Annotated in this window: 23 protein-coding genes and 1 other annotated feature; of the genes, 8 read left to right on the top strand and 15 right to left on the bottom strand. The window is 51.1% G+C overall.

Translation table 11 applies throughout. The annotated features are described in order from the left end of the window. Window positions 1–24 precede the first annotated feature (24 nt). The 9 genes from hisIE to hisL form a co-directional block, all read right to left on the bottom strand. Window positions 25–636 carry a bifunctional phosphoribosyl-AMP cyclohydrolase/phosphoribosyl-ATP diphosphatase HisIE gene (gene hisIE / locus BEG40_RS06575; protein ID WP_105285097.1) on the bottom strand — a complete coding sequence of 204 codons (612 nt, stop codon included), beginning with the start codon at window positions 634–636 and terminating at the stop codon, window positions 25–27. Next, window positions 630–1,406 (bottom strand): imidazole glycerol phosphate synthase subunit HisF, encoded by a 777-nt coding sequence (gene hisF, locus BEG40_RS06570; protein WP_000880153.1) that lies wholly within the window; start codon window positions 1,404–1,406, stop codon window positions 630–632. The genes hisIE and hisF overlap by 7 nt, the downstream gene beginning before the upstream one ends. After that, window positions 1,388–2,125: a 1-(5-phosphoribosyl)-5-[(5-phosphoribosylamino)methylideneamino]imidazole-4-carboxamide isomerase gene (hisA, locus tag BEG40_RS06565; protein WP_105285096.1), complete on the bottom strand. Its 738-nt coding sequence runs from the start codon at window positions 2,123–2,125 to the stop codon at window positions 1,388–1,390. Before hisA ends, hisF begins: the two co-directional genes overlap by 19 nt. Then, window positions 2,125–2,715, bottom strand: coding sequence for an imidazole glycerol phosphate synthase subunit HisH (gene hisH / locus BEG40_RS06560; protein WP_001103560.1), 591 nt, complete (start codon window positions 2,713–2,715; stop codon window positions 2,125–2,127). The genes hisA and hisH overlap by 1 nt, the downstream gene beginning before the upstream one ends. Then, complete coding sequence (hisB, locus tag BEG40_RS06555) at window positions 2,715–3,782, bottom strand: bifunctional histidinol-phosphatase/imidazoleglycerol-phosphate dehydratase HisB (protein ID WP_000080099.1); 1,068 nt, start codon at window positions 3,780–3,782, stop codon at window positions 2,715–2,717. The genes hisH and hisB overlap by 1 nt, the downstream gene beginning before the upstream one ends. Beyond that, entirely contained in the window at window positions 3,782–4,852 is a 1,071-nt protein-coding gene (gene hisC / locus BEG40_RS06550; protein WP_105281258.1) for a histidinol-phosphate transaminase, read from the bottom strand. The genes hisB and hisC overlap by 1 nt, the downstream gene beginning before the upstream one ends. Further along, window positions 4,849–6,153, bottom strand: coding sequence for a histidinol dehydrogenase (hisD, locus tag BEG40_RS06545; RefSeq protein WP_105285095.1), 1,305 nt, complete (start codon window positions 6,151–6,153; stop codon window positions 4,849–4,851). Before hisD ends, hisC begins: the two co-directional genes overlap by 4 nt. A gap of 5 nt (window positions 6,154–6,158) precedes the next feature. Beyond that, window positions 6,159–7,058 (bottom strand): ATP phosphoribosyltransferase, encoded by a 900-nt coding sequence (gene hisG, locus BEG40_RS06540; protein WP_000131781.1) that lies wholly within the window; start codon window positions 7,056–7,058, stop codon window positions 6,159–6,161. Between the two features lie 46 nt (window positions 7,059–7,104). Further along, window positions 7,105–7,228, bottom strand: a sequence feature (His leader region). After that, window positions 7,204–7,254: a his operon leader peptide gene (gene hisL / locus BEG40_RS06530; RefSeq protein ID WP_001364200.1), complete on the bottom strand. Its 51-nt coding sequence runs from the start codon at window positions 7,252–7,254 to the stop codon at window positions 7,204–7,206. Its footprint overlaps the feature before it by 25 nt. Window positions 7,255–7,680: 426 nt before the next feature. On the opposite strand from hisL, the gene BEG40_RS06525 reads away from it, so the two are divergent. The 4 genes from BEG40_RS06525 (at window position 7,681) to plaP (ending at window position 11,105) form a co-directional block, all read left to right on the top strand. Then, a complete protein-coding gene (locus BEG40_RS06525) occupies window positions 7,681–8,505 on the top strand; it encodes an SDR family oxidoreductase (RefSeq protein WP_000754742.1) in 825 nt (274 codons plus the stop codon). A gap of 45 nt (window positions 8,506–8,550) precedes the next feature. Then, window positions 8,551–9,480: a LysR substrate-binding domain-containing protein gene (locus BEG40_RS06520; RefSeq protein WP_105285094.1), complete on the top strand. Its 930-nt coding sequence runs from the start codon at window positions 8,551–8,553 to the stop codon at window positions 9,478–9,480. Between the two features lie 214 nt (window positions 9,481–9,694). Then, window positions 9,695–9,757 (top strand): membrane protein YoeI, encoded by a 63-nt coding sequence (gene yoeI / locus BEG40_RS06515; RefSeq protein WP_010723108.1) that lies wholly within the window; start codon window positions 9,695–9,697, stop codon window positions 9,755–9,757. Further along, window positions 9,747–11,105, top strand: a complete 1,359-nt coding sequence (gene plaP, locus BEG40_RS06510) for a putrescine/proton symporter PlaP (RefSeq protein WP_000019197.1) — start codon at window positions 9,747–9,749, stop codon at window positions 11,103–11,105. The genes yoeI and plaP overlap by 11 nt, the downstream gene beginning before the upstream one ends. Before the next feature lie 74 nt (window positions 11,106–11,179). Here plaP and sbcB read toward each other — a convergent pair whose 3' ends face one another. Beyond that, window positions 11,180–12,607: an exodeoxyribonuclease I gene (sbcB, locus tag BEG40_RS06505; RefSeq protein ID WP_105285093.1), complete on the bottom strand. Its 1,428-nt coding sequence runs from the start codon at window positions 12,605–12,607 to the stop codon at window positions 11,180–11,182. Between the two features lie 209 nt (window positions 12,608–12,816). On the opposite strand from sbcB, the gene dacD reads away from it, so the two are divergent. From dacD to BEG40_RS06485, 4 genes are all read left to right on the top strand, one after another. Then, complete coding sequence (gene dacD / locus BEG40_RS06500; RefSeq protein WP_105285092.1) at window positions 12,817–13,983, top strand: serine-type D-Ala-D-Ala carboxypeptidase DacD; 1,167 nt, start codon at window positions 12,817–12,819, stop codon at window positions 13,981–13,983. A gap of 119 nt (window positions 13,984–14,102) precedes the next feature. Further along, window positions 14,103–14,576, top strand: coding sequence for a DNA gyrase inhibitor SbmC (gene sbmC, locus BEG40_RS06495; RefSeq protein WP_105285091.1), 474 nt, complete (start codon window positions 14,103–14,105; stop codon window positions 14,574–14,576). A 207-nt stretch (window positions 14,577–14,783) separates the two neighbouring features. Next, window positions 14,784–15,842 (top strand): FUSC family protein, encoded by a 1,059-nt coding sequence (locus BEG40_RS06490; RefSeq protein ID WP_001200874.1) that lies wholly within the window; start codon window positions 14,784–14,786, stop codon window positions 15,840–15,842. Window positions 15,843–16,013: 171 nt separating this feature from the next. Further along, entirely contained in the window at window positions 16,014–16,343 is a 330-nt protein-coding gene (locus tag BEG40_RS06485) for a DUF496 family protein (protein ID WP_000450409.1), read from the top strand. A gap of 101 nt (window positions 16,344–16,444) precedes the next feature. Here the strand turns inward: BEG40_RS06485 and BEG40_RS06480 are convergent, their stop codons facing one another. The 5 genes from BEG40_RS06480 to BEG40_RS06460 are packed head-to-tail and all read right to left on the bottom strand — an operon-like array spanning window position 16,445 to window position 20,252. Beyond that, on the bottom strand, window positions 16,445–16,888 hold the full coding sequence (locus tag BEG40_RS06480; RefSeq protein ID WP_105285090.1) for a EutP/PduV family microcompartment system protein: 444 nt from the start codon (window positions 16,886–16,888) through the stop codon (window positions 16,445–16,447). 4 nt (window positions 16,889–16,892) lie between these two features. Next, a complete protein-coding gene (pduU, locus tag BEG40_RS06475; RefSeq protein WP_000209216.1) occupies window positions 16,893–17,243 on the bottom strand; it encodes a propanediol utilization microcompartment protein PduU in 351 nt (116 codons plus the stop codon). Continuing rightward, window positions 17,243–17,797 carry a propanediol utilization microcompartment protein PduT gene (gene pduT, locus BEG40_RS06470; RefSeq protein ID WP_105285089.1) on the bottom strand — a complete coding sequence of 185 codons (555 nt, stop codon included), beginning with the start codon at window positions 17,795–17,797 and terminating at the stop codon, window positions 17,243–17,245. The genes pduU and pduT overlap by 1 nt, the downstream gene beginning before the upstream one ends. A 2-nt stretch (window positions 17,798–17,799) precedes the next feature. After that, a complete protein-coding gene (locus BEG40_RS06465) occupies window positions 17,800–19,143 on the bottom strand; it encodes a 4Fe-4S dicluster domain-containing protein (protein ID WP_105285088.1) in 1,344 nt (447 codons plus the stop codon). Next, on the bottom strand, window positions 19,140–20,252 hold the full coding sequence (locus BEG40_RS06460) for a 1-propanol dehydrogenase PduQ (protein WP_001091472.1): 1,113 nt from the start codon (window positions 20,250–20,252) through the stop codon (window positions 19,140–19,142). Before BEG40_RS06460 ends, BEG40_RS06465 begins: the two co-directional genes overlap by 4 nt. Window positions 20,253–20,262: the final 10 nt, after the last annotated feature.

Here is a 20,262-nt window from a genome sequence, read left to right as displayed (position 1 = left end):
ACATCACATCCAGTCAGCCCCAATTCACTGATGCCGCTTGCGTAAGTTCTCAATCACCGTCGTTAAATCCAGATCCTGATCCTGCAACAATACCAGCAGGTGATACATCAAATCAGATGCTTCGTTGGTCAGTTCAAAGCGGTCATGTACCGTCGCGGCCAGTGCGGTTTCCACGCCTTCTTCACCAACTTTTTGTGCGATACGCTTGGTGCCGCTGGCATACAGTTTGGCGGTGTAGGAGGTTTCCGGATCGGCAGATTTGCGCTCGGCGAGCAGTTGTTCCAGTTGATACAGGAACAGCCACTGGTGAGCGGTATCGCCGAAGCAACTACTTGTGCCTTTATGGCAGGTTGGGCCGATGGGATTCGCCAGCACCAGTAGTGTGTCGTTGTCGCAGTCCGGCGCAATGCTCACTACGTTGAGGAAATTGCCCGACGTTTCGCCTTTGGTCCACAGTCGCTGTTTAGTGCGCGAGAAGAAAGTGACCTTGCCGCTTTCGATGGTTTTATCCAGAGCTTCCGGGTTCATGTAGCCCAGCATTAGCACTTCGCCGGATACTGCGTGTTGCACAATCACCGGCATCATCCCGTCGGTTTTTTCCCAGTCCAGTTCGCGACGTTGTTGTTCTGTTAACATATCCTGATCTCCACGCCCTGTGTTGCCAGGTACGCTTTTAATTCACCAATATTGATTATTTGTTTGTGGAACACGGAAGCCGCCAGCGCGCCGTCAACGTCGGCATCGCGGAAGGCTTCGAGGAAGTGTTCCATGGTGCCTGCGCCACCGGAGGCAATCAGCGGTACGTGACAGACTTCACGTACTTTTTTCAGTTGCCCGAGATCGTAACCGTTACGCACACCGTCCTGATTCATCATATTAAGAACGATTTCTCCGGCACCGCGTTTTTGTACTTCCTGTACCCAGTCGAGCGTTTCCCATTGAGTGACGCGGGTGCGGTTTTCATCGCCGGTATATTGATTAACGTGATACTTGCCGGTTTCTGCGTCGTACCAGGTATCAATGCCTACCACAATACACTGCACGCCAAAACGATCTGCCAGACGGGTGATCAATGTCGGATCTGCCAGCGCAGGGGAGTTGATGGATATTTTATCCGCACCAAAAGAAAGAATTTTGGCAGCGTCATCCAGGGACTTAATCCCGCCAGCTACGCAGAAGGGAATATCGATCACTTCCGCCACGCGAGATACCCAGCTTTTATCTACCACACGTCCATCGCTGGAAGCGGTGATATCGTAGAACACCAGCTCGTCAGCGCCTTCTTCGGCGTAGCGTTTTGCCAGCGGCACAATATCGCCAATGATTTCATGGTTGCGAAACTGTACGCCTTTCACCACCTGACCATCACGAACGTCGAGACATGGAATTATGCGTTTTGCCAACATGCGATGGCCTCCTTCACGGTGAATTTACCTTCCAGTAATGCCCGACCAACTATTACGCCGCGCACACCAGTACCACGCAGGGCAGCGACATCATCAATGTCGCCAATGCCGCCGGAGGACTGAAACGCCACCTGCGGATATCTGGCGCACACTTCTTCATATAAAGAGACGTTAGAACCTGCCAGCGTGCCGTCGCGCGAGATATCGGTACACAGCACATGTTTCAGGCCGACGGGCAGATAGGTTTCCACCAGTTGTTCCAGTGAAACGCCCGAGTTTTCTTGCCAGCCGCTCACTGCCACCTGTTTGTTGCCTTGCTCGTCAATGCGTACATCCAGCGCCAGCACCAGCGCATCGGCACCGAAGCGTTCAAACCATCCTTTCACCACGTCAGGTGATTTTACCGCAGTGGAGCCGACGACCACGCGGGCAACGCCTGCGTCCAGTAATGCTGCCACGTCTTCTTCGCTACGCACGCCGCCGCCAACCTGCACCGGAACGTTAACGCCCGCGACCAGCGTTTTAATCAGGGGGATTTGGCGTTTAGCCGGATCTTTTGCCCCGGTCAGATCCACCAGATGCAGCACTTCGGCACCCTGCGCGGCGTAATCCTGTAAGCGTGGCAGCGGGTCGTTACCGTAATCACGCTGCTTGCCGTAATCGCCCTGATGGAGACGCACCACGGTGCCGTCGATTAAATCTAATGCCGGAATAATCATTACATCTCCAGGAAGTTTTTCAGCAACTTAGCGCCAGCGGCACCAGAACGCTCCGGGTGGAACTGCACGCCGTAGAAGTTATCTTTTTGCACCGCAGCGGTGAACGGTTCGCCGTAATTACATTGGGCGATGGTCCACGGATTGACCGGCATCGCGTAGCTGTGAACAAAGTAAAAGTAAGCGCCGTCTTCAATTCCCTGAAACAGACGGTTGCCCGCCTGCGGGTAAACGCGATTCCAGCCCATATGCGGCAGCGGCAGACCAAAGTCGGTCATTTTCGGCACATCCTCGTCGATGATGCCCAGCAAATCGACGCCGTTGCTCTCTTCGCTGCGTCGTCCCAGCAGTTGCATCCCTAAGCAGATGCCCAGCACCGGTTGAGTACAGGCTTTGATGAGATCAAACAGTTCGCGCTCACGCACCTGATCCATCGCCGCTTGTGCTGTGCCGACGCCGGGTAAAAACAGTTTATCGGCCAGCAACACTACGTCCGGATCACGGCTGACTTTCGGTTCATAGCCGTGACGCGCAATAGCAGACTTCACCGAGTTCAGGTTGGCGCAGCCGGTATCAAGGATCACCACGTTCATTACAACACTCCTTTCGACGAGGGTAAGGTGTCGCCTTCCACGCGGATGGCCTGGCGCAGGGTGCGACCAAAGGCTTTGAACAAGCTCTCTACACGGTGATGATCGTTTTTACCTTTGGTTTTCAGGTGTAGTGTCACGCCCATGGTGTATGAAAGCGAACGGAAGAAGTGCTCGATCATCTCGGTGCTGAGATCGCCCACGCGCTGGTAGGTAAATTCGGCTTTATATTCCAGGTGCGGGCGACCAGAGATATCCAGCGCGCAGCGGGCAAGGCATTCGTCCATCGGCAGCACAAAACCGAAGCGGCAAATACCGCGTTTGTCGCCGAGGGCGATTTTTAACGCTTCGCCCAGCGCCAGGCCGGTATCTTCGACGGTGTGGTGATCGTCAATATAGAGGTCGCCTTTGACGTTGATTTCCATACGGAAGCCGCCGTGGGTGGCGATCTGATCCAGCATGTGATCAAAGAAGCCAACGCCGGTGTTAATTTTGCTGCCGCCTTCGCGATCCAGCCACACCTGAACGTCAATCTGCGTCTCTTTGGTGTTGCGTACCACGTGAGCGTAACGATCACGTTTGGTGAGTTGCTCGCCAATCATCGGCCAGTTCAGGGTTTCGCGGTTGTAGCGTAAACCATTAATGCCCATGTTTTCTGCGAGTTGAATATCGGTCGCGCGATCGCCAATCACATAACTGTTGGCACGATCCATTGCTTGTTCAGCCAGGTAACGCTCCACCAGTTTTACTTTCGGTTTACGGCAGTCGCACTCATCTGCGGGCAGATGTGGACAAATCAGCACTTCATCAAACTGAACGCCTTGTGAGGTGAAGATCTGCATCATCAGGTTGTGCGGGCCATCGAAATCCGCCTGCGGGAAACTTTGCGTCCCCAGACCATCCTGGTTGGTGATCATCACCAGTTTATAGCCCGCTTTTTGCAGCTTCAGCAGTTCCGGGATCACGCCTGGTTCAAAGGCGAGTTTGTCAAAACGGTCCACCTGAAAATCACTCGGCGGTTCGCTAATCAGGGTTCCATCGCGATCGATAAAAAGATACTTCTGACTCATCAAACTTGCTCCGCACGTAAGGCGTCAATGACGCGCTGGCTTTCTTCACGGGTTCCGACGGTAATTCGCAGGCAGCCGCTTAAAGAGGGTTGTTTATTCTGATCACGTAAGATAATGCCCTGATCCCACAAAGATTTAAACACCGCGCTGGAGGCTTTAAAGCGCGCCAGAATGTAGTTGGTTTCGGAGTCGAAAACCTGCTCCACGCAGGGAATTTCTTTTAGCGCGGCAATCAGGTATTCGCGTTCTGCAATAATTTGCGCCACCCGTTCGCGCATGGCGACGATTCCCTTCTGGCTTAACGCCTGTGCGGCAATGTCGGCAACCGGCGTCGAGAGCGGGTAGGGGGCGATCACTTTCATTAACAGGTTGATGACTTCTTCGTTTGCCAGCGTAAACCCGCACCGAAGACCCGCCAGAGCGAAGGCTTTCGAAAGGGTGCGCAAAATAGCCAGGTGCGGATATTCCGCCAACCAGCCAGCCAACGATGCCTGTGGGCAAAATTCAATATAAGCTTCATCGGCGACCACAATGGCTTTACCGCGCGTTAACTCCAGCAACGTGCGAAAATCCTGCGGGTTGATCAGTTGCCCGGTTGGGTTGTTGGGGCTGCAAACGTAGACCACTTTCACGCCGTCCAGCTTGTCGGAAATCCCCTGCAAGTCCAGTTGCCAGTTTTCCAGCGTAGGTACGGTACGGCACTCGACGCCAATGGTTTCGGCGCTGACGCTGTACATGCCGTAAGTTGGCGGGCAATAGAGAATGGCGTCTTTCCCTGGTTCACAAAAAGCGCGAATCAGCAGTTCAATACCTTCGTCCGCGCCACGGCTGACCAGCACCTGCTCCGGTTTCACGCCTGCATACTGCGCATAATTTTCAATGACCGCTTTCGGCTGACATTCCGGGTAGCGGTTGAGCGTTTGCTGAGTAAGCTGAAACTCCACAGCTGTAGGATATTCGTTGGCGTTCAGCCAGACATCGCCGTTACCGCCCAGACGACGCGCCGACTGATACGGCGTCAGGTTGCGGACGTTTTCACGCGCTAAATCGGTAATAGTCACAGTGCTCATGCTTGCTCCTTAAGGGCGTTAACACGCAAAGTAACGGCATTTTTGTGGGCACTCAGGCGTTCGGCGGCGGCCAGTGTTTCAATGGTCGAAGCCAGCGCGGAAAACCCTTCTTTTGACAGTTCTTGCACGGTCATACGCTTCTGGAAATCCGCCAGGCCGAGACTGGAACAGGTGGCGGTGTAACCGTAAGTCGGCAGCACGTGATTGGTGCCGGAGGCGTAGTCGCCCGCCGATTCCGGTGACCAGTCACCAAGAAATACCGAGCCGGCACTGGTGATGCTATCGACCAGTTCACGGGCATTGCGGGTCTGAATGATCAGGTGCTCCGGGCCGTACTGGTTGGAGATTGCCACGCACTGCGCTAAATCGTTGGTCACGATCAGGCGACTGGCGCTCAGTGCCTGGCGGGCGGTTTCGGCACGCGGCAGTTCTGCCAACTGGCGTTCGACGGCTTCGGCAACGCGACGCGCCATATCAACATCGGGCGTCAGTAAAATCACCTGCGAGTCCGGGCCGTGTTCTGCCTGGGAGAGCAAATCAGAGGCGACAAAATCCGGTGTTGCGCCGCTGTCAGCAATCACCAGCACTTCCGACGGGCCTGCGGGCATATCGATCGCCGCACCGTCCAGACGCTGGCTCACCTGGCGTTTTGCTTCTGTCACAAAGGAGTTACCAGGCCCGAAAATTTTGTCCACTTTTGGCACGGATTCTGTACCGAACGCCAGCGCGGCAATGGCCTGAGCGCCGCCGACGTTAAACACGTCCTGCACGCCACACAGTTGCGCCGCGTAAAGGATCTCATCGGCAATCGGCGGCGGTGAGCACAGCACCACTTTATTGCAACCTGCAATACGCGCCGGAGTCGCCAGCATTAATACGGTTGAGAAGAGCGGGGCGGAGCCGCCAGGAATATACAAACCAACTGAAGCCACCGGGCGTGTTACCTGCTGGCAACGCACGCCTGGCTGAGTTTCAACATCTACCGGCGGCAGTTTTTGCGCAGTGTGGAAGGTTTCAATATTCTTTACTGCCACCGCCATCGCCTGTTTTAGCTCGTCGCTCAGGCGTTCGCAGGCGTCGGCAATTTCCTTAGCAGTTACTTTCAGTGCGGTAACCGTGGTTTTATCAAACTTCGAGCTGTATTCCCGCAGGGCATCATCGCCGCGTGCTTTCACGTTATCTAAAATTTCACGGACGGTACGGGTGATGCTTTCAGAGGCGGAGATCGCCGGGCGCATTAACAGCTGGCGTTGTTGTTCCGCAGTACAGCTATTCCAGTCAATGATTGTGTTAAAGCTCATGGCTATTACTCCATCATCTTCTCAATTGGCAGAACCAGAATCGAGCTGGCGCCCAGCTCCTTCAATTTTTCCATGGTTTCCCAGAACAGGGTTTCGCTACTGACCATGTGCATCGCTACGCGCTGTTGGTCACCCGCCAGCGGCAGAATAGTCGGGCGTTCTGCACCTGGCAGCAGGGCGATGACATCATCCAGACGTTCGGTCGGTGCGTGCATCATGATGTATTTTGATTCGCGCGCCTGGATCACTCCCTGAATACGGGTCAGCAGTTTGTCGATCAGTTGCTGTTTGGATTCTTCCATTTCGCCATCGCGCTGGATCAGGCAGGCTTTCGAGCGGTAGATAACTTCGACTTCGCGCAGGCCGTTAGCTTCCAGCGTGGCACCGGTGGAAACCAGATCGCAAATCGCATCCGCCAGTCCGGCGCGCGGAGCCACTTCGACAGAACCGTTCAGTAAGCAGGATTTAAAAGAGATACCTTTCTGGTCGAGATAACGTTTGAGCAGGTGAGGATAAGAGGTGGCAATACGTTTACCGTTTAAGGAGAGCGGGCCGTCCCAGGCTTCATCAACTGGCGTTGCCAGCGAAAGGCGGCAGCCGCCGAAATCGAGACGACGCAGGGTAAAGTAGCGCGGATCTTCACCCTGGGCGCGGCGGTTAAGCAACTCTTCTTCCAGTACGTTTTCGCCAATAATCCCGAGGTCAACTACGCCGTCCATTACCAGACCGGGAATGTCGTCGTCACGCACCCGCAGAATATCAATCGGCATGTTTTCTGCCATCGCGATCAGGCGCTGGGTGTGAAGATTAATTTTAATGCCACAGCGCGCCAGCAATTCGCGTGAATCATCACTTAAACGACCTGATTTCTGCATAGCTATGCGTAAACGAGTGTTGTCTGTCATTTTCTTCTTCCTCTTTTAACCTGTCTGAATCGTTATCAACCGCGCAATAAAAAAGCCCCCGGAAGATGATCTTCCGGGGGCTTTCTCATGCGTTCATGCACCACTGGAAGATCTGAATGTCTTCCAGCACACATCGCCTGAAAGACTAGTCAGGATGATGGTGATGATGGTGGTGTTTAAATTGAACGCGTGTCATAAAATTCTCTGTGAATGTTTATTCAACTGATGCCTTTTAACCTAAACCACTTTCACGTTAGAAAGCAAGGGCTTTTTTATATATTTTGTGGCGATAGATTTGTTTAATGAATGAGCGGGGAAAGGAGGGGGCCAGGAGTGGCTACGTTAAAAACGTAATCGTGAAAATATGTCTTTAAAACCCTCAAGAACATTGTGTTCTGTAACTAAAGTGGGCTTTGTTCCTGCCGGATGCGGCGTGAATGCCTTATCTGGTCTACAAATGTTGCCTAAATTCAATATATTGATGTTTTTGTAGGACTGATAAGCGGAGCGCATCAGGCAATTGTATATTTGCTAACAGTTTCGATTTCATTCATAGAATGAATTGTCAGTTTTGATACGCTGGCGTAGCCTTATAGATCTAAGGTGTATCAGGAGAAAACGGATGAAAAAGGTCGCAATTGTCGGGTTAGGGTGGTTAGGTATGCCGCTGGCGATGTCACTTTCAGCGCGAGGCTGGCAGGTCACCGGGAGTAAAACCACACAAGATGGCGTCGAAGCGGCCCGAATGAGCGGGATTGATAGCTATCTGCTTCGTATGGAGCCTGAGTTAGTTTGTGATTCTGACGATCTGGATGCCCTGATGGATGCCGATGCGCTGGTCATTACGCTTCCTGCACGTCGCAGTGGCCCCGGCGATGAGTTCTATTTACAAGCTGTGCAAGAGCTGGTGGATAGCGCGCTGGCTCATCGTATTCCCCGCATTATTTTTACCAGCTCAACGTCTGTCTATGGCGATGCACAAGGCACTGTGAAAGAAACTACCCCGCGTAATCCAGTGACCAACAGTGGACGAGTATTAGAAGAACTCGAAGACTGGCTGCACAATTTACCCGGTACTTCAGTCGATATTCTGCGTCTTGCGGGTCTGGTCGGACCAGGGCGCCATCCCGGACGCTTCTTTGCCGGAAAAACCGCGCCTGACGGTGAGCACGGTGTTAATTTAGTCCACCAGGAAGATGTTATTGGCGCTATCACCCTGTTGTTACAGGCACCTAAAGGCGGACACATCTATAATATATGTGCGCCAGCTCACCCTGCGCGCAATGTTTTCTATCCACAGATGGCTCGTTTACTGGGGCTGGAACCCCCGCAGTTCAGAAATAGTCTGGACAGCGGTAAGGGTAAAATTATTGATGGCAGTCGGATTTGCAATGAACTGGGATTTGAATACCAGTATCCCGATCCGCTGGTAATGCCGCTGGAGTAAACGATCACGCCAGCAGGACGCCGCATACACTGCAAGGGGGCGTGTATGAAACCACTGCTGGATGTGTTGATGATCCTTGATGCCTTAGAAAAGGAAGGCAGTTTTGCGGCGGCGTCGGCCAAACTCTACAAGACGCCGTCCGCTCTGAGTTATACCGTTCACAAGCTGGAAAGCGACCTTAATATTCAATTACTCGATCGCAGCGGTCACCGCGCTAAATTCACCCGTACCGGAAAAATGCTATTAGAGAAAGGGCGAGAAATACTCCACACTGTTCATGAACTGGAAAAACAGGCGATCAAACTTCATGAAGGCTGGGAAAACGAGCTGGTGATTGGGGTAGATGATACGTTTCCTTTTTCTCTGCTTGCGCCGCTCATTGAAATCTTTTATCAACATCACAGCGTGACGCGCCTGAAGTTTATCAATGGCGTGCTCGGTGGTTCCTGGGAGGCGCTGACCCAGGGGAGGGCGGATATTATTGTCGGCGCGATGCATGAGCCGCCGTCCTCCAGCGAATTTGGCTTTTCTCGTCTGGGTGATCTGGAGCAAGTTTTCGCTGTGGCACCCCATCATCCTTTAGCACTGGAAGAAGAACCGTTAAACCGACGAATTATTAAACGATACCGGGCAATAGTGGTAGGCGACACGGCACAGGCAGCCGCGTCCACAGCCTCGCAAATACTCGACGAACAAGAAGCCATAACCGTATTCGATTTTAAAACCAAGCTGGAGCTACAAATCAGCGGTCTTGGTTGTGGCTATTTACCCCGCTATCTGGCGCAACGTTTTCTCGATAGTGGCGCGTTAATTGAAAAGAAAGTGGTCGCCCAGACTCTTTTTGAACCGGTCTGGATTGGCTGGAACGAACAGACCGCAGGGCTTGCCAGCGCATGGTGGCGGGATGAGATTTTAGCAAATAGTGCGATTGCTGGAGTTTATGCAAAATCTGATGACGGAAAATCAGCCATTTAAATAAAAAATTTTATGACAAGCCTCTCATTCTCTTGTCATTTACCCCCCATTTAGGCACAATGCGCCGCTGTCAAAAAATGACTAAAAACCGACGTTTTATCCGCGTCGGTTATTTTTTGCTTCAAACCAATCATTCATACCAAGAGGCCGGGCTTCGTACCGGATAGATATTTACTAAAAATCGACAGTTGTTGTCGCTGAGGAATCCAAAAAAATGGGGCAATTTTTTGCTTACGCGACGGTTATCACCGTAAAGGAGAATGACCATGTCGCATAACGTTACTCCAAACACCTCTCGCGTGGAATTGCGTAAAACGCTTACGTTAGTTCCGGTTGTAATGATGGGTCTTGCCTATATGCAGCCGATGACGCTGTTTGATACTTTTGGTATCGTTTCAGGCCTCACGGATGGTCATGTGCCGACAGCCTATGCGTTCGCATTAATTGCGATCCTGTTTACGGCTCTGAGCTACGGGAAGCTGGTTCGCCGCTATCCTTCTGCTGGCTCTGCATACACTTACGCCCAGAAATCCATTAGCCCGACCGTTGGCTTTATGGTGGGTTGGTCTTCTCTGCTCGACTATTTGTTCGCGCCGATGATCAACATTCTGTTGGCGAAAATCTATTTTGAAGCCCTGGTGCCTTCCATCCCATCGTGGATGTTTGTGGTGGCGCTGGTGGCCTTTATGACCGCCTTTAACCTGCGTAGTCTGAAATCCGTAGCGAACTTCAACACGGTAATCGTAGTGTTGCAGGTTGTGCTGATCGCGGTGATTCTGGGCATGGTAGTTTACGGCGTATTTGAAGGTGAAGGCGCTGGTACGCTGGCGAGCACCCGTCCGTTCTGGTCTGGCGATGCGCATGTTATCCCAATGATTACCGGTGCGACGATCCTGTGCTTCTCCTTTACAGGTTTTGACGGCATCAGCAACCTGTCGGAAGAAACCAAAGATGCAGAGCGCGTGATCCCGCGTGCGATTTTCCTGACCGCGCTGATCGGCGGCATGATCTTCATCTTTGCAACTTACTTCCTGCAGCTGTACTTCCCGGATATCTCTCGCTTTAAAGATCCGGATGCGTCACAGCCTGAAATCATGCTGTACGTTGCGGGTAAAGCGTTCCAGGTTGGCGCGCTGATCTTCTCCACCATTACCGTACTGGCGTCCGGTATGGCGGCGCACGCAGGCGTAGCGCGTCTGATGTACGTAATGGGTCGTGACGGCGTGTTCCCGAAAAGCTTCTTCGGTTATGTACACCCGAAATGGCGTACCCCGGCAATGAACATTATCCTGGTTGGCGCGATTGCTCTGCTGGCAATCAACTTTGACCTGGTAATGGCAACGGCGCTGATTAACTTTGGTGCGCTGGTAGCATTTACCTTCGTTAACCTGTCGGTCATTTCGCAGTTCTGGATCCGTGAGAAGCGTAACAAAACGCTGAAAGATCACTTCCAGTATCTGTTCCTGCCGATGTGTGGTGCTCTGACTGTAGGTGCGCTGTGGGTTAACCTGGAAGAAAGCTCAATGGTTCTGGGTCTGATCTGGGCGGCAATCGGTCTGATTTACCTGGCTTGCGTGACGAAGAGCTTCCGCAATCCGGTTCCGCAGTACGAAGACGTTGCATAATCCTATCAAGCCGGATGGCATAACCATCCGGTAATTCACTAAAAACCGGAGTTTATCGCTCCGGTTTTTTCTTTTCAGACGATCTCTTCCGCGTACTGCCAAAGCGCCTTTAACAGCGACACTTTCTCTTTATCATCGGCATATTGTTGTGCCAGCATTTGCAATTCATCAGCATAATCTTGCAAAAACTCTGGCGTGAAGACCTGGCGACGGTGCTCCAGCCAGCGTTGCTGTTCGGCGTAGTCCAGCGTTCCTGGGAAGTTACGCGCACGATAATTGAACAACAGTTTCTCAATGCGTTTATCGACAAAGGTGATATCCAGTGCTGGTAAATTACGCGGCTCGGTTTCCAGTACAATTTTCATTGCTGCACGATCGGCGTCGCTGAAAAAGCCGTTATAAAGCTGGGCATCCACGTTATCTGAAGGCGTAAATGGTTCGGCTTCAGCAAAGATCGCCACCACTTTTTCACGCACTTGCGGATTTTCACGCAGAATTTTCAGGTTATCGAGACAATGCTGGCGATTAATGCCCAGCCGATCGGCATCTTCCGGGCGAAGCGTATTCGCCTGTGCTAATACCGGACATTTATTAATATGCACCAGCTTAACCGGAACGGCGGTGTTATCGCCCAGATCGGCTTTCGCGGTATACAGGCGCTCGCGCAGCGTGTCGCTATCCAGTTCCAGTAATGGCGAAATATCTCCTGCTAAATCCACCATAATCACGGCATTACGATTTTCAGGATGCCATGCCAGCGGCGCAACCCAACTGGTATTGCCGCGCCATGCACCAAACATACCGGAAACGTGTACCAGTGGTTTCATCTGTGGCACATCAATCAACGCCATCAATTTGTGCTTGTTGCGATGGCTGTAGAGATAATCAAACAGGCGTGGCTGACGCGTTTTTACCAGTTTTGCCATCGCAATAGTGGCGTACACATCAGCCATCGCATCGTGGGCGTTGCTATGTTCAATACCATTCGCTTTGGTTAAATGTTCAAGGCGAAAACTCGGTAGACCGTCATCATTTTCAGGCCAGTTAATCCCCTCTGGACGCAGGGCATAACAGGCACGCATGACGTCCAGCAGATCCCAGCGAGAGTTGTCATGCTGCCAACTCCAGGCGTAGGGATCGTAGAAATTACGATAAAAAACGTTGCGTGTGACTTCGTCATCGAAACGTACATTGTTGTAGCCCAGAATACAGGTCTTCGGGACGGTAAAAAGCGAATGAATGCGAGCGGCAAACGCGGCTTCGTTTTCTCCTTTCGCCCGCGCTTCCTGCGGGGTAATACCAGTGATTAATACTGCTCCTGGCTGGGGTAAATAATCATCCGCAGGCTTGCAATAAAAAACCTCTGGTTCGCCGATGATATTGAATTCGCTATCGGTGCGAATGGCAGCGAACTGCGCAGGGCGATCTAACGCAGGGTGCGTGCCAAAGGTTTCATAATCGTGAAACAAAAAGGTAGATTGTTGCTTACCGTCATTCATCATTAGGTTAAATCCGTTATTTCTGCTGTGTGTCAGAGTATCAAATATCACCGTGCTAATCAGCTTTAGAGCGACAATTTGGCAGAGAGTGGCAACTGATAATGTCAGATTAAAAATGAGATAACTGTCACATTTTCTTGCACTTTATTCCAGCCAGTTCATCAGGATTTCCGTAAAAAGAACTGCTATTTGAAACTCCTGAGGATTTGCTGTTGAAACGCCGTCTTATTATTGCTGCTTCTTTGTTCGTTTTTAATTTATCGTCTGGTTTTGCGGCGGAAAATATTCCCTTTTCACCCCAGCCTCCAGAGATTCATGCAGGGTCATGGGTCTTGATGGATTACACAACCGGTCAGATCCTCACGGCGGGTAATGAGCATCAACAACGCAATCCTGCCAGCCTGACTAAGCTGATGACTGGCTATGTTGTTGATCGTGCAATCGATAGCCATCGCATTACGCCAGACGATATTGTCACTGTAGGACGCGATGCGTGGGCGAAAGATAATCCGGTATTTGTCGGGTCTTCACTGATGTTTTTGAAAGAGGGCGATCGCGTATCGGTACGTGATTTAAGCCGTGGTTTAATTGTGGACTCCGGAAATGACGCTTGTGTTGCACTGGCTGATTATATTGCCGGTGGGCAACGGCAGTTTGTCGATATGATGAACAATTATGCTGAGAAGTTGCATCTTCAGGATACGCATTTTGAAACAGTGCATGGTCTGGATGCACCCGGTCAGCACAGTTCGGCCTATGATTTAGCCGTGCTTTCTCGCGCTATCATCCACGGCGAGCCTGAGTTTTATCATATGTACAGCGAAAAAAGCCTCACCTGGAACGGTATCACCCAGCAAAACCGTAACGGATTATTGTGGGATAAAACCATGAATGTTGACGGCCTGAAAACCGGACATACTTCCGGTGCCGGGTTTAATCTCATTGCTTCGGCGGTGGATGGTCAGCGTCGTCTCATTGCGGTGGTGATGGGGGCTGACAGCGCAAAAGGCCGCGAAGAAGAAGCAAGGAAGCTGCTGCGTTGGGGGCAACAGAACTTTACTACGGTGCAAATTTTGCACCGGGGGAAAAAGGTTGGCACAGAACGAATCTGGTATGGCGATAAAGAAAACATCGCTCTGGGAACGGAACAAGAGTTCTGGATGGTGCTGCCAAAAGCGGAGATTCCTAATATCAAAGCAAAATATACCCTTGATGGTAAAGAACTGACCGCGCCAATTAGCGCCCATAAGCGGGTAGGGGAAATTGAACTTTATGACCGCGATAAACAGGTGGCGCACTGGCCGTTGGTCACCCTGGAATCTGTCGGGAAAGGCGGTGTGTTTTCCCGGCTGAGTGATTATTTCGAGCATAAAGTCTGACCTTTCTTACGCCGCAGACTGGCAGGAGTGCGAGTCTGCTCGCATAATCAACACTCATTCCTTGTGGTTTTTATATTACAAAGCATACTGTATATAAAACCAGTATAAGTGGAGGCGTCATGAACTACGAGATTAAGCAGGAAGATAAACGTACCGTTGCAGGTTTCCATCTCGTTGGCCCGTGGGAACAAACAGTAAAGCAAGGTTTTGAGCAGTTGATGATGTGGGTTGATAACAAAAATATTGTTCCGAAGGAGTGGGTGGCGGTCTATTACGATAATCCAGATGAAACACCTGCCGAAAAGTTACGTTGTGACACCGTAGTTTCGGTGGCAGATAATTTCACACTTCCCGAAAACAGTGAGGGCGTCATCCTGACAGAAATTTCGGGTGGTCAGTATGCGGTGGCGGTAGCTCGCGTAGTGGGTGATGATTTTGCGAAACCCTGGTATCAGTTCTTTAACAGCCTCTTGCAGGACAGTGCTTACGAAATGTTACCAAATCCCTGCTTTGAGGTTTATCTGAACAATGGCGCGCAAGATGGTTATTGGGATATCGAAATGTATGTCGCGGTGCAGCCAAAACGGCGCTGATAAATGACGTCGGGTCAGAGGTTAACCTGATTGCCACGCTGTTTTTCGTTATGTAAAAGAGTAAGATCCGTCTTCAGTTTTCTGACAACCAAACCGGGAACGTCCGCTATTCCCGGTTTGCCGGACAGAGTTGTTACATAGCGTTATTGCACCTGGTTTGTCAGATTGCATTATGATCGTTTTTTCCCTCTTACACGGAGTGCCCGCGTGCGTGCCGATAAGTCCTTAAGCCCGTTCGAAATTCGAGTCTACCGTCATTACCGCATTGTTCATGGTACTCGGGTTGCGCTGGCGTTCTTGCTCACCTTTCTCATCATTCGCCTGTTTACTATCCCGGAAAGCACCTGGCCGTTGGTCACTATGGTAGTGATCATGGGACCAATTTCGTTCTGGGGTAACGTCGTCCCTCGTGCGTTTGAACGTATTGGCGGTACGGTGTTTGGCTCGATTTTAGGTCTTATTGCTCTGCGACTGGAGTTAATCTCTTTACCGCTGATGTTAGTCTGGTGCGCGGCTGCCATGTTTCTTTGTGGCTGGCTGGCACTCGGCAAGAAACCGTATCAAGGCTTATTGATTGGTGTGACGCTGGCAATTGTTGTTGGTTCCCCAACAGGTGAAATTGATACGGCGTTATGGCGAAGTGGCGATGTGATCCTCGGCTCTTTACTGGCAATGCTGTTTACCGGTATCTGGCCGCAACGGGCGTTCATCCACTGGCGCATTCAACTGGCGAAAAGTCTGACCGAGTATAATCGGGTCTATCAATCTGCATTCTCACCGAACTTACTTGAACGCCCACGTCTGGAAAGCCATCTGCAAAAACTCCTGACCGATGCCGTGAAAATGCGTGGGCTGATTGCGCCTGCCAGCAAAGAAACCCGTATTCCAAAATCGATATATGAAGGTATCCAGACTATTAACCGTAATCTGGTTTGTATGCTGGAGCTGCAAATCAATGCTTACTGGGCCACACGCCCCAGCCATTTCGTGTTATTGAACGCGCAAAAACTGCGTGATACACAGCACATGATGCAGCAAATAGTGCTGAGCCTTGTTCATGCGCTGTACGAAGGTAATCCTCAGCCGGTTTTTGCCAATACGGAAAAATTGAACGATGCTGTGGAAGAGTTGCGCCAGTTGCTCGATAACCACCATGAGCTGAAGGTCGTGGAAACACCGATTTATGGCTATGTGTGGCTGAACATGGAAACGGCACATCAACTTGAGTTGCTATCGAATCTGATTTGCCGGGCCTTGCGCAAATAATTCCTGAACTTCAGAATCATCTTGCAGCTGCTTCGATTCAGCAAGGATAAAGGGTATGATAGTGAAAAGGGATAAAAGCATTGTCATCTGCGGCAGCTATGAGTAATGTTGGCCCTAACGAATAGCGGTTGCTTAAACGAATCCGACTCTCACATTATCAGGGGTATAAAAATGGAAACTACCAAGCCTTCATTCCAGGACGTACTGGAATTTGTTCGTCTGTTCCGCCGTAAGAACAAACTGCAACGTGAAATCCAGGACGTTGAGAAAAAGATCCGTGACAACCAGAAGCGTGTCCTGCTGCTGGACAACCTGAGCGATTACATTAAGCCTGGTATGAGCGTAGAAGCAATCCAGGGCATCATCGCCAGCATGAAAGGTGACTATGAAGATCGCGTTGACGATTACATCATCAAAAATGCAGAGCTTTCCAAAGAACGCCGCGATATCTCTAAAAAGCTGAAAGCTATGGGTGAAATGAAAAACGGCGAAGCAAAGTAATTTCTGCTTTATTTGATGAGGGTTGCCCGGCAACCCTCATTATTCATTGACTCTTTTCTGTGTATCAAAAGTCATCATTCCCATCTGATAACATATCGAAATTAGCGACAGCCTTCTTTTGTATGCAGCAAGGCAAAAAGTTCTGCAACTCCGATGTTATTAATCGCACTGGTCACTAACACGTTGCGCGCTCCAGCTTCCCGTAACCAACATTTCACCAAAGATAGTTGTGCCACGCTGGCTAAATCCGCTTTGGTTACTATCCCAATGACCGGGCGATTCATTGACATGGTAAAACCTGGCGAAAAAGGTGACCACGGTGCGTCCGCATTTAGCACCAGCGCGATAATGTCCGCTTCGCAGGCGCTGACCAGCAGTGCGCTGTAAAGGCTGCGGTTTTCGAGGTATTCGCCTGGTGTGTCAATAGTGGCCGGTGACCAGACGATTGCTTGCGTTTTCTGATACTGAAGATCTTCTCCGCGCAGACATTGCGTGAGTGACGTTTTTCCGCACTGACTGGGACCGATAAGTATCATACGTTGCATAACGTCAGGTCCGTGTAATGGGGCAGGCGGTAAAATGCATCATTTCACCCAGCGTGCGGGTAACCTGATTAAGTGCATATTCGATAGCTGAAACATCGCCAGTCAGTACTACGGCACCAGTGAAACGATCAAGAAAACCAATTTCTACTGCTCCTGACTTTGTAGCGATATCGCACGCGATAATAGACGCTTCGCTGGGGGTAATCGTCAGAATGCCAATGGCGGAAACGGTATCTGGTAAACCTAATTTCTTAAACAGATCCTTCCCTGGATTAGCAATGACATGAGCCAGCGTGACCTGCTTACCAGGGACATATTCCTGAATCATCCGTTCAGTTGTGTGCAGAGTTGTCATTATCCCTCCACCATCTGACGCCACATGGCTTCATGCGGACGGGCAATCACCGAGCGATAGACCAGCAACCCTTTTTCACCTGCGCGCTCGCTGGCGACAGAGACCGCGTTATTAACATCTGAAATATCGCCAGCAACCACCATGTAGCATTTCCCCCCAATGCCAAAAGCCATATGCACGCGAACGAGAGTGACATTCGCAGCTTTAACAGCACAATCGGCAGCATCAATGCAGGCTGCCACACTCCAGGTTTCGACCACACCGACAGCCTGACGCTGTTCAACATGGTTCAGTCCGCTGATTGCGGGAAGGATACTGGGGTGAATATTAGGGAGGATCAGACTGTCGACCAGCATTTCACCTGCAAGGGAAGCGCCGCTGTTGATAGCCTGTTGCACCGCACCGACATCGCCACCAAGCATCAGCAGAAATTTCCCAGGGCATAGCGTTTTGCTGACCAGTAACTCAACATTGGCGCTTTTCAGCATGGCATCGCCGGTTTCCATCCCTTTCGCGATACTGCTAAGTTCTAAAATACCTACCGCTTTCGACATGGTTAACCTCTCACAACCGTAATAGCGTTTTCTGTCACATCACTGATCGTGCCATCAATACTGGCATGAATAGGGGCACCTAATGTGCCGTGTGGAATTTGGCCTACACATTGCCCACGAACGACGCGATCGCCTTTTTGTACACATGCAATTGCGCTGGCACCGATATGCTGGCGTAACAATAGTGTCACTTTTTCGGGCTGAGGCACTTGTTCAGACAATGGCGCATCCTGATACCACGGGGTTAATCCCAGTCTGGTTACTAGCCGTTTTACTGGGATCAGCCGATAATTTGCCATGACATCCTCAGGATTTAAGGCACCTTCGTAGCGGAGATTTTGGGCGCGTAATTCCTGCTTAAGCAGGCGGTTTATGCGCATCGGCGAAATACCTACCGGACAGGCGACGCTGGCACAGACGTTGCACTCCGAACAGGTGAGAGCTGTCAGTAACAGTTGTGGCGTAGCGAGCTGTTGATAGTTAACCGCACGTACTAACAAATGTGGCGACAGTTCGTGACCAATTAAATGACGTGGGCAGAGATCGGTACATAAGCGGCATTGCTCACAAACGGTTTTCGCGACGGCAAGTACGCTACGGTCATCCTGCATTCGACGTTGGATGAGTGAATGAGAATTGGGTAAAACCAGCAAGCCGCCAGTGGTTTTGCTGACTGGCGTGTCGAGCGATGTGATCAAACTACCCATCATCGGACCGCCATTGATAAAACCAGGATTATCCACTGTTGCGCCGCCCGCCAGCGCCAGTACTTCGCGTAAAGACATCCCGATGGGCACGGTCACTGTTATTGGTTTAGCCACTGCACCATTAACAGTAAGCGTGCGTCGCGTCACCGGATACTGTTGTTCAACGGCTCTGGCAATATTCAGTACGGTTTGCACATTATTGACCACCACACCGACGCTAACGGGTAACGCAGCGGGAGGAACGCGGCGACCTGTTGCCATCCAGATGGTCAGCACTTCGTCTCCTGCGGGGTAAACGTCGGGCAAAATATGCAGGCGGATATCCGTCGGAAGCAATGATGTGAGTGCGTTTATTGCTGGTTGATACTTCTCTTTCAGCGCGATAATTCCGCTACTGGCTCCGGTGGCTTTCATCGCATAGTGAACACCGCGAAGCAGGCGGCTGGCTTGCTGTGCCATTAACTGTTGATCTACTTTCAACATTGGTTCACATTCCGCCGCATTCACCAGGAAAGTGTCAACCTGCGCCTGCAGCTTAATATGTGTTGGAAAGCCTGCGCCACCAGCACCCACGACGCCTGCTGCCTGTACTCGCTCGCGGATCGTCTGTTCGTCAAAGGACATTAACTCGCCGTTCATAACAACTCCTCAAGCAGTTCTGCTATAACGATGGCATCAGCCGCTCGTGGATTGGTACGCAGTGTGGCATCCGCCAGCGTAGCCCGAACCATATCTGGAATACGTGATGACCATTCTGCTTTTTTTTCTTTCAGTGCCTTGGCGAGAGTCGGCATTGAACAGGCTTTTTTTAGCTGTTCAATATGTTGAATAAGTGCATTCAGGCTGGCAGTGTCATTGGCATTGTCCGGGCATAAATGACACGTTTTCGCCAGCCGGGCATAGCGTTTGGCAGCACGCGGATCGCCAGCATTAAAACGAATAACCGTCGTGAGCAGGAGTGCATTCGCCAGGCCGTGTGGCAGATGAAACTGCCCGCCGAGTTGATGGGCAATTGCATGATTTAACCCCAGTCCGGCCTGGCTAAAGGCCATTCCTGCAAGCGTCGAGGCATTGTGCATTTTGCCGCGAGTGGCAAGACAATCGCCTTTATTCACTGCCGTGGGCAGGTATTGAAAAACAATTTGCACTGCTTTTTCGGCCAGTGCATCCGTGAAGTCACTGGCACGGGGAGAAACATAAGCTTCAAGGGCATGGGTTAAAACATCCATTCCGGTATTGGCAGTTATCGCGGCTGGCACACTGACGACCAGCGAGGGATCGAGGACCGCTATATCCGGATAAAGCGCATTATCGAAAAGAGGATATTTAATCCCTTTATCGGGATCGCTGATGACACAGGCGCTGGTCACTTCCGAACCGGTGCCGCTGGTGGTGGGAATAGCAACGCAGGTTTCAATCTCAATAGCACACTGGCGACTAAACCAGACAATCGCTTTTGCGGCGTCCAGTGCAGAGCCGCCGCCAAAACCGATAACTACATCCGGGCGTAAAGTCTGCATTTGTGCAATGCCTTTTACCACGGTCTGGATAGTTGGGTCGGGCGTTATTTCGCTAAAAATACTGATGTGGTTGCTATCAGGCAGCGACTGGCGCAGCGTGTCAATCAATGGCGAACTTGCCAGGAAGGCATCGCAAATAATCCAGATGTGCTTATTGGTGAAACGGCTAAGGACTTTAAGACTTCCCGATCCACTGTATAAACGCGTCTGCAATGAAAAAGTATTCATTTCCGTTTCT

The sequence above is a fragment of the Escherichia sp. MOD1-EC5495 genome, assembly GCF_002965965.1.
Lineage (GTDB): Bacteria > Pseudomonadota > Gammaproteobacteria > Enterobacterales > Enterobacteriaceae > Escherichia > Escherichia ruysiae.
The sequence above is the reverse complement of the archived record's forward strand: the minus strand, read 5'-3'. Positions and strand labels throughout refer to the sequence as shown.